Annotated in this window: 6 protein-coding genes and 1 pseudogene; 1 reads left to right on the forward strand and 6 read right to left on the reverse strand. The window is 56.7% G+C overall.

The window, feature by feature from the left end:
* Positions 1-121: 121 nt before the first annotated feature.
* The gene (locus HGP12_RS14040; protein WP_168879141.1) at positions 122-1303 is read left to right on the forward strand and encodes an MFS transporter; all 1182 of its coding nucleotides are present in this window, start codon (positions 122-124) and stop codon (positions 1301-1303) included.
* Between the two features lie 92 nt (positions 1304-1395).
* On the opposite strand, the gene HGP12_RS14045 is transcribed toward HGP12_RS14040, so the two are convergent.
* The 6 genes and pseudogenes from HGP12_RS14045 to HGP12_RS14070 all read right to left on the reverse strand — a co-directional run.
* A complete protein-coding gene (locus tag HGP12_RS14045; RefSeq protein WP_168842306.1) occupies positions 1396-1806 on the reverse strand; it encodes a hypothetical protein in 411 nt (136 codons plus the stop codon).
* A 154-nt stretch (positions 1807-1960) separates the two neighbouring features.
* On the reverse strand, positions 1961-2347 hold the full coding sequence (locus HGP12_RS14050) for a DUF6960 family protein (RefSeq protein ID WP_168842305.1): 387 nt from the start codon (positions 2345-2347) through the stop codon (positions 1961-1963).
* A 41-nt stretch (positions 2348-2388) separates the two neighbouring features.
* Positions 2389-2733: a hypothetical protein gene (locus HGP12_RS14055; RefSeq protein ID WP_168842304.1), complete on the reverse strand. Its 345-nt coding sequence runs from the start codon at positions 2731-2733 to the stop codon at positions 2389-2391.
* 66 nt (positions 2734-2799) lie between these two features.
* Positions 2800-3171 (reverse strand): hypothetical protein, encoded by a 372-nt coding sequence (locus tag HGP12_RS14060; RefSeq protein ID WP_168842303.1) that lies wholly within the window; start codon positions 3169-3171, stop codon positions 2800-2802.
* A gap of 296 nt (positions 3172-3467) precedes the next feature.
* Entirely contained in the window at positions 3468-4004 is a 537-nt protein-coding gene (locus HGP12_RS14065; RefSeq protein ID WP_168842302.1) for a hypothetical protein, read from the reverse strand.
* Positions 4005-4897: 893 nt separating this feature from the next.
* Positions 4898-9112, reverse strand: a pseudogene (locus HGP12_RS14070) (beta strand repeat-containing protein); the annotation flags it as partial.
* Between the last annotated feature and the right edge of the window lie 446 nt (positions 9113-9558).

Below are 9558 nucleotides of genomic sequence, written 5' to 3' on the forward strand. Positions count from 1 at the left end.
ATGAATGTAGTTGATTCAGACGGGCTCGTTCCTTTGCTCCCGCTTTCGACGATATCTCGCACTTGATGTGCCCTCACCCGTAATTTAGAGAAATCCTTATACCTCTATATGGGAGCTGGATTTGCCCTTACCGCTGTTCGCTTTGTTTCTGGCTGCGTTCGCATTCGGCACCACCGAGTTCGTCATCGCAGGCATTCTCCCGGATGTGGCTCAAGGGTTGGATGTCTCGATCCCGTTTGCCGGCTATCTGGTTTCCGGTTACGCGTTGGGTATTGCAATCGGCGGCCCGCTCCTGACCATGGCGACCCGGCAGGTTCCGCGCCGGACCATTCTGGTCGCTCTTACGATCGCCTTTTGCCTGGGGCAGATTGCTTGCGCACTCGCGCCGGACTTCGCCACCATGCTTCTCTTCCGCATTGCGACCGCCATCGCCCATGGCGCCTATTTCGGCATTGCCATGGTGGTTGCGGTCGGCCTCGTCCCGCAGGCGTTCCGGGGTCGTGCCGTCGCCGTGATACTCGCCGGCCTGACGGTCCCGAACATTATCGGCGTCCCTGTCGGCGCGGCGATCGGCGGACTTTGGGGATGGCGGACGACTTTTTGGGCGATGACTTCGGTCGGCGTCCTCGCATTGGCCGCGATCTGGGCCTTGATCCCACCAACGAAAGCCGAGCTGCAGCCATCCGGCCATTTGAGCCGCGAAGTGCGCGTTCTTGGCCGCCAGCAGGTTTGGACATCCCTCATCATCGTGCTCGCGCTGATGATCGGGCAAATGGTGCCCTTCACCTACATCACGCCTCTTCTGCGCGAAGTGACGGGCCTTGATGCCATGATCATTCCCTGGGTCCTGCTGCTCAATGGCGTCGGAGCAACATTGGGTGTCTTGTTGGGCGGCCGGCTTTCGGATTGGAAGCTGATGCCGTCGCTGATCGTCATGCTCGCCATTCAGGCCGCGATACTCGTCATCCTTTACCTCGTCAGCCCCTATCCCTTGCTGATGACCGTGACGATCTTCATTTGGGGGGCGCTTAATTTCGCGATCGGTGCCCCGGTTCAGGCTCGCATTCTGATGTGGACCGCCGATGCGCCGAGCCTCGCCTCCTCGCTCATCCCCTCAGGCTTCAATATCGGCATTGCGATCGCAGCAAGCGTCGGTGCCGCTCTGCTCGAGGGTGGATATGGCTATCGCAGCCTGCCGGTGCTGGGTGCCGTGGCGCTTGCTCTGGCCTGCGTGGTTGCCATTCTTTCGGCAGCGCACGAAAAACGCGTGGGCGCTATGCCGCCAGCCGCGGTTTTCACGTGATTTCGCATGGCACCCGAATTTGGCGAAATGCGTCGCAGACGGTGGGTGCTTTGAAGCGCAGATCGGCTCTGCGCGATTGGCAAGGCCACTGTTTAGAGCAATGTCGCTGAATCTTCTTTAGGATTGGGCAATGCCATAATGGCCTCATGGGCGGTCTCGGAAAAACCAATAGTATCCGTCGCTGCTGCGGAAAATGAAAGAGACGACATCAAACGAGCGAGAGCAAAATAGACTGTTGAATCCTCATCGCGCCCTTCATCTTCGGCATCGAAGTATTTCTCATCCATCTCAGCGCTTAGTGCATTGAAATCGAAACCTTGTGGCAATTCACCGGCCGCCAAATGCGCCGCAAGCTGGTTATTCTCCAGCAAGACGTACCAGTGGCTTTCAATTCCGCGAGCGCATGCCCGGAATATCTCTTCGAATATTCGTTGGGCATCTTTTGTATCTGAAGCGTGTCGAAAGAGCCGGGCGAGATTTTCATTGACCGTAAATAAACGCATGACAATCACCTTAACGGTGTTGAAATTTCACCGCCAGAGCTCGCGCTTTGCACATATTACGACTAGGGCCGATCATAGAAGCGATAATTTACACTCCACCAGAACTAGCTTCTTGGAAGGTTTGAGACTGCCTGGGTCGCGATCCCTTAACCCATCAAATTTTCTCGAGTTCTTCCGGCCAATATCTTCTGGATTTGATTGTTCCTCCGACCTTCAACAAATACATCGGCTTGTTTTCTTTCTGATGCCAACGGATGCTGGCGACCGTACCGGAATATCCGCTCTCCTTAATGAATGCGCTCTCCTCAACTTCAAAGCGCCAGCACTCTTTTGGCTCGATCATCTTCAGAATATCGCGTCGCACTCTGAAAACTTGGTCGCCACTGCATATCGTGACATATTCCCGATCCTCATCAAAGACTCGGAAAACCACGCCATACGGCCTAAATGCTCGTATGCGTTCGAGATCATCTGGGTCAATCAGCCATTCACCATTCTCTTCGAACCAAGGGCACAATGCCCATATGACGTTATTGTCCATTGAACGGTTTGTATCCTTGAAAATGAGAGCTGAAGCTGCTGTCAGGCCTCGACTTCTGGATATTCGAACTTCGTACTGACGCTGCCATCTTTGTTGATCATCAACGTAAACGCCTGCCAGTCCCCACCCGTATGCGCTTTCATCTTGGCATGTAACTCGGGCACGATAAGCATCGGATTGGTAGCAACGTCGTCAATCAACAGTGCCGAAACTCGCTTACCGTCAATAAAGTACCAAAATTGTTCGTCCACTGCGCGAGATCCGTCTTTCTCCTGAAAGTATCGAAAGCGGCAGGCGATGTCAGAGGACCCTATCGGAGCACTCTTGCGTACCAAGATATAAAGCTTTTCTATGAGCCGCTTTTGTTCCTCAATCGGATTACTCATTGTCCGCCTTCTACCCCGTTTACGAACCGACGTCGAAAACTCTCACCATTGGCGAGGCTGTACCCCCTAATTTCCCTGGTAGGTATCTTTAAATATCACTTTATATTCATCGAGTGATTCAAGGGCGGAATCAATTTCTGGTCTACATTTAGGGGCTTCCCGCCTATAAGCTTCCAAGAGTGCGATGCTGTCTTCGAGACGGTAATTTGTTCGGCACATCCCATAGAAAGTTTCAAACAGGTTCTTTAACCAACGTTTTTCCGCGTGTTTCGCCCTAGAGAATTCTCCAATCAACGTGTCCCCGGAAAATTCAATAGTTCTCCCGTAATAGATTGCCGATAGAACCGCCTTTATGCGTTCCTCTGCACTATTGTCCGTAAGCGAAAGGGTTTCGATTATCTCTTCCTCGCTTCTGCTTTCTGGTGGTTCATACTTCACTTGATCGGCCTTCCTTTTGAAGCGTTTGCAACAGCTACGGCAACGTCCTCGCCTAAACGATCTCCACAGGGCCACGGTCATCCGTCGGCATAGACCATCGCGCAGCTTCGGAGCAGTTGAACGCCACCTTGGAAGGGTCGACTGGTTAACCATCGACGGCCTCTGGAACCAATCCGAACATTCCTTCAGCCGAAGCCGAAGCCGAGGAACAATATTGCGCCACGCCGCACGAACCAGCCATGGCTGCATAACTTAACCGAAACTACCCCCGGCGAACTCGGCGCGGTTTACCTTGTCTACACCGAATTCTCGGGCTGCCAGAACGTCAAACATACCCCATATTCATCGAGCAGATCGTCTGCCACCTCGAACTCAAACGTTCGATGAGGAAAGCATTCAAACAGAGCTATCTTCCAATATCGAACAAGCTGCTGCGCGAAGACATGACACAACTGATAATCTTTATCTGTCAAGCCAACCCGAGAAACCGAATTCTCAGAGGTATCCTCCCATTTTGAAAAAAATTGGCTGACAGAAAAGTTGTTTTGGTAGCGCTCTACGTCTATGCGCTGAGAGCTCGGTTGCAACTGCCCTGTTTCGGTTACCATTAATCCGACAAGACGAAGCCCACTGGTAGCATCCGCCGAGGCTTTCGCACGCCAAAAGACGTGATTCTCATGTTCGATAAAATCAGGAGAAAGTATTCCAAAAACCGCTAGCGCTTGCTCTACGGATACGAGATTTCCAACATAGCTAAAGAATTCATCTGAGCCGGTGCCTGAAGTAAACAAGCCCAAGATTTCTTTAGAGATTTTCCCTTTATAAACGTCCATTATTTCAACCCTAGATCTTCCAAGATGGATTGTGGAACATTTCCTTCAAAAACCTTGGTGTCATTTCCTTTTTTGGGAATCCACTTTCCATTCGGCGCTTGGTTCCATTCGACAACCTTAATTCTCGCTCCAGAGACATCATACAAGGCCCTTCCATCGGGGCCATACACTACAGCATGACCGTTGCCGAGATTAGCATATGAATTTGGCAATTGATCTTGAAGCGGATATTGAACTGAGCCTCTCGAACCTGTGACAGAGACGTTGGTTTGGGTAAGGCCTCTGGAGAAATTTAAGTCAATCGTATTACCTGCGGAGTCTGTCAGAAACCTCGGTGCGCTTTTCGGTGTATTGGCCCCCGTTGTTACGGTGCCCTCGGTGCTATTGTTACCACCTCTAATAAGGCCTTCCAGCCCAAGTGAGGCTCCGGCAATAACAAGCGCGGCAATGTTATCATAGCCAATCTGCTTCCAGGCTTCGGCAACAGATGGTCGATATTGTTCAAGCAGCGCTATGATATCTTTTCGCTCATCGTAGATCGCCCGCTTCAAATCACGATTTGCCGTCTCATCGAAATGGCCGCTGAGAATTTCGTTCTCAATATCGCGGTAGCCGCTGTCCGGCAGGTTCATGAATAATGTCGAAAGATAATCCGGTGAAACGTAGTATTCTGCGGCGATCAGCGCTCGTGTCACAGCTGAAACACAAGCTGATCCCTTTGGTGCGGCATCGCAGGCTGCCTTAAGTTGGCGATCAGTCTCCTGATCCTCTTGATTGTACTGATCGACCATCGACTGATAGTTTGCGATCTGCGCAGCACTGCAGGTCCCGCTTTCCCTGCATTCTTCAAGTTTGGCTTTCGCAACGACGCGCGATCGTGCCTTGTTTTGCGCAAGATAGTTGAACTGATAGTTCGCGGCTCCATAAGCAGCACCTTCTCCACCGCCAACAACTCCTCCGACCGTGGCGCTGAGGCTGGCTCCGACCAGTGCGGCAAGCGTCTGCTTGTCTTGATCGGAGAGGGTGCTGTCCTTGAGCATGCCCTTGACGAGATTATCGATCGCTGGCGCTAGTAATGTTGTTGTCGCGCCACCAAGAGCACCCTTCAGAGCGCCCTCCCAGCCGTTCACCCCACCAAGCAGGCCTGCGCCAATGGCGTGTAACAACGCCCGACCCGCACCGCCCTCTTCCCAATAGGCCGCGTCCTCAGGGTGCCCGGCTGCGAGGGCCTGTCCTTCGAATTGGTCCGCAATGGTCGCCACCAACCCAGCCATGGTGGCTTGCGCCGCCTGCAAATCCGCCTGGGTCTTGTACTGATCCCGCAGAATGTTCTGCAGATCCGGCAGACCGGGCAGCGAGGTATTGGTGTTGTCCGTGTCGCGGCGGATCGTGCCGATGTCCTGCGTCTGGTGCGCGGGATCGGTGATCGTGATGCCGATATTGCCGCCGATGGCCGAATAGGCCTTGCCGGTCTCCTTCTCGCCGGCCTTGACCGGCGGAGCGATAGTTAGCCCCCCAGTGCCGATCCCGCCCCCATAGGTTTCGGCCTTCCAGGTCGAATGAGTGTCGATATCCGCAACCGTCAGGGTGCCGGTGAAGAAGGAGTTTTTGTCCGCCGTCGCCTGGCTGGTAATCAGCCCGCCGATAACTGACGTCTGGCCGCTGACATCGATGTTGAGGCCGCCGGTGCGTGCATGAATGCCCGATTGTTCGGAGACGAGCACCGCATCGCCCTTGGCCTTCTGCACAGTGCCGGAGACGCCGGTGTTTCCAAAGCCGATCTGACCGGAGACATTGAACTGATCGGCCTTGGCCTTCTGCGTATCCAGCTGGCTCTCGATCGTCAGCGAGCGGGCATCGATGCCAACCGAATTGCCGGCGACCGTCGCCCCCTTCAGCGCGAGATCATTGGTGGCGATGGTGACATCGCCGGTGCCGTTCACATGTGTGTTCGTGTGGTTGGTGCCGGAGGTTTGGGAACCACCCTTGCCGTAGGAGGCGTTGACCCCGACACTGGTCTCCTGGCAACCACCCTTGGTACTGCAGCCGAAGTTGACGCCAATGCCGGCGCTCCAGGAGTCGTTGGAACTCGACGAATCCGACGTGCCCGCGGCAGCGTTGAGGTTGATGTCGCCATTCGCTGCTGACAGGAAGATGTCGCCGGTCAGCGCATCTCCTGGAATCGTGGGTATGCCGTTCTTGTCGTAACCGGCCAGGATCTGCGCGCCATCGCTGGTGATGGAACCCTTCTCGGCCTCCATGGTGATCGAGCGGCCCGCGCGAATATCCGTCACGACCGGGGTCGAAGACGACGAAGACCAGCTATTTTCCTGATGGCTCACGCCAGCGTTGATGCCGATGCTGAAGGAAAGGCCCTTGGCGATGTCGGGATCGTTGCTGGTAAGCCCCTCATATGCGCCCTTCAGCCCCTTGTAGCCCTCATAGAAACCGAGGCTGGCAATGGCCGTATTAGTCACCGCATTGACGCCACCGCTGTCGGAAAGACGCTCGGCCGAGTTCATGATGCTATCGGCCGCCTTGCCAATCTGGCTGGTCACCGAGATGGTCACACCGGCAAAGGTTTTCTCATGTACCTCCTCGTAATTGGTGACGTCATTGGCCGAGAGCAGATTAATGTCCTTGCCGGCGAAGAGAGTGACGTCGCGCTCGGCCGAAGCGCTGGTTGCCTGCAGGTTGACATTGTTGCCTGCCGAGATGTTGAGATCACGACCCGCCGCCAATGTCGATACTGCATTGGTATCGGACTGCTGCGCTTTGCTGTCCTTCGTCGACTGCGCGCCGATACCGACCGAGAAGCCGCCATTGCCGGCGGAAAGTGCCAAGCCGAACCCGGATTTCTTCTGCTGTTCGGATTGTGACGAGCTCTCGGCGCCCGGGGTCACGTTGACGTCGCGAGCGGCCGACACATTGATGTCGCGATCGGCATTGACAGACGAGCCCATGATGTTGAGATCGGTTGCCCTCGCCGCTAGGTTGACGTCGTTCCCGGCCGTAAGCTCTGAGCCGACGTTATCCGTGGAAGATTGCTGGCCCTGCTTCTCGTTCTTGCCGTAAAGTGAGATGAAGCCGCCGCCGGAGCCGACGAAGAGGCCGGAATCCTTGCGCTGGCTATCGGACTGGTGGTTCTCCTGCGCGCCGATGATGGAGACGCTTTCGCCGGAAATATTCAGCGAGCCATCGGCATTGACCTTCGAGCCGACAATGGCGGCCGCCTTGCCGGCATCGAGATTGACGTCGCCCGAGGCTGAAAGCTGCGACCCGATGGTGGTCTCGTTATAGCCGTCGTAGCTTGAGCTGCCGCTGCGCAGGAAGCCCTTGCGCTTGGCGCTGTCGTTCTCCGTCTCGGTGTCCTTGCCGGCCGTCACGATCAGATTGCCACCGGTCTGGACAGCAAGATCGGCGGTATGCGTGGCGTCGCCCGCCGTCACCTTGGAGGCCGAGACCGTGGTGTCGCCGCCTGAAATGATCGTCACACCATCCTTGCCGGAAAGTGCCGAGCCAGCCGCGGTCGTGGTCTCCAGATGGCCGGAGGCATTCTCCTTCGTCGAACCAAAGAAGCCGCTCTTCTTGCTGGAGCTCTTGACATCCAGGGTTGCGCTATCGGTCGCCTCGGCGATGGTGACGTTTTTATCCGCCTGCAGGCCGAGCTTCCCGTCGGCGGCCATGGTCGAACCGATGACGTTGATGTCGTCCTTGGATTTCGCGACGAGATCGCCACCAGCCGTAATGGTCGAGCCATTGTGCGACAGCTCGGACGAGGAGTTTTTGCCGAATGTCGAGTTCGACTGGTTCTGCGACGTGGTGACGTTGATGTCACCGTTGGAGGTCAGGCCAACATCACCCTTGGCCGTCAGGTCCGAGCCCGAGATCAGAATACCGGTATTGGCATTGACCCCAGCGTCACCGCTTGCGGTGATCGCGAGGTTGCCGCCAGCCGAGAGCTGCGAGGCTTGCTGATCGGTACCTGATGTCTTGGTGTAGCCATCATCCGTCTTGCGAGCGAGATCGGTCGAAACGATGTTGACCGCACCATCCGTGGCCTTGAGTTTGAGATCGCCACCGGCCTTGGCGGAGGAACCTATAACGTTGATGTCATTGTTGGCAGCGATGGTGAGGTTGCCACCGGCGGTGACGCGCGCGCCAGTCGCATTCTCAGCGCGATTGCCCGCAATCGTCGCGGGCTGGCCATTATTGTCGACCTTGACAGCAGCAAGGTTGACATTGTTGCCGGAAAGCTGGGCTGCGCCACCTGCGGCGATCTTGGTGCCCTGCAAACTCAATGTGCCGCCCGCGGCGACCTGCAGGTTGCCGCCGACCGACACGCCGGCATTGGTGTTGACGACATTCTGGCCGCCGAGGGTCATCGTCTGTGCGGCAAGGGTAATGCCATTTGTGGCATTGAGGTTCATGTTGCCGCCGGCCAGGAAGGTGCCGCCATTGGCCTTGATCTCGGTGGCATTGATGGTCATGCCATCCGCTGCGGCAATCGCACCGGAATTGTTGACGGAGCCGGCATCGATGTTAACGCTGTTGCCGGCGATGACGGCGCCGCCGCCGTTGACCTTCGCCTTATCGGCGGCCGAGAGATAGACGACCGGCACCAGCACCTGCGCGCCGTCGACGATCTCAGTCTGATAGATCACCATCGACTGGGTCAGCGATGCCGCCTGCTGCGGCGTCAGTGCTTGCCCGAGAGCAAGCCCGTTCGCCTCGGCATAAGCGACGCCGTTGTCGAGCAGCGTCTTCATCTGGTCGGTGGCATTGTTGCCGGGGATGAAGGACCCCGCGCCAAGACCATCGCCCACCAGTTGCCGCATCTGTTCGTCTACGAGCTGATTGTCGAAATAGGCGTCGCCGAGGAAGGGAACCTTGGTCTCGGGCGTATAGCCGACGCGGTCGATGAAATAACTCGAGCCGTAGAACTTCGACACATCGAGGAAAGCCGCCCGTGTCTCGAACAGGAAGACCTGGCCCGGCACGGTGCCGCCAACGCCGCCTGATTGCGGCTTGGCAAGCGAGGCGAGTTCCGCGCCATTGACCTGCAGTACCTGGGCAAGGTTGCCGCTGTTGCCGAGAGCAGCGGTGAGCTTGCCCATCAGGCTGTTCGGATTGATCGCAGCGCCGCCGGTCGTCAGGGTGCCCGAGCTGATCGAAGGGCCGCTCGCAAGCGTCACACCGTTGCTGCTCACCGAAGCACCGACGGCTGCCGTCAGGCCGCTGCCGTTGACCGTCGGGCCGCTACCGATCGTCGCGCTGCCACCTGCCAGCGATGGGCCACTACCGACGCTGGCGCCGCCATTTGAGGCGACACTGCTCAGTGCGGCATTGACATTGAACAAAGCGCCGCCGGCCGTCATGCCGTTAAGGGCGGACAAAGGATCGTTCGATGTCGAAGGCGCACTGACGGCCGCGCCGCCGCCCGTCGAACCGAGCGACGTATTGTTGACCGTACCAAAATTGAGGCTCAGGGCGCCGGCCGCCTTGAGCGTGCCAGCCGCGCCGCCGATAACCTGCGATCCCGACACGATCGACG

It is taken from the genome of Rhizobium sp. P28RR-XV (assembly GCF_012641385.1).
GTDB lineage: Bacteria > Pseudomonadota > Alphaproteobacteria > Rhizobiales > Rhizobiaceae > Rhizobium.

Excerpts from the sequence above, each read along its gene's own strand:
- HGP12_RS14055 (WP_168842304.1), bottom strand. The coding sequence starts at position 2,733 with ATGAGTAATCCGATTGAGGAACAAAAGCGGCTCATAGAAAAGCTTTAT.
- HGP12_RS14050 (WP_168842305.1), bottom strand. The coding sequence starts at position 2,347 with ATGGACAATAACGTCATATGGGCATTGTGCCCTTGGTTCGAAGAGAAT.
- HGP12_RS14065 (WP_168842302.1), bottom strand. The coding sequence starts at position 4,004 with ATGGACGTTTATAAAGGGAAAATCTCTAAAGAAATCTTGGGCTTGTTT.
- HGP12_RS14045 (WP_168842306.1), bottom strand. The coding sequence starts at position 1,806 with ATGCGTTTATTTACGGTCAATGAAAATCTCGCCCGGCTCTTTCGACAC.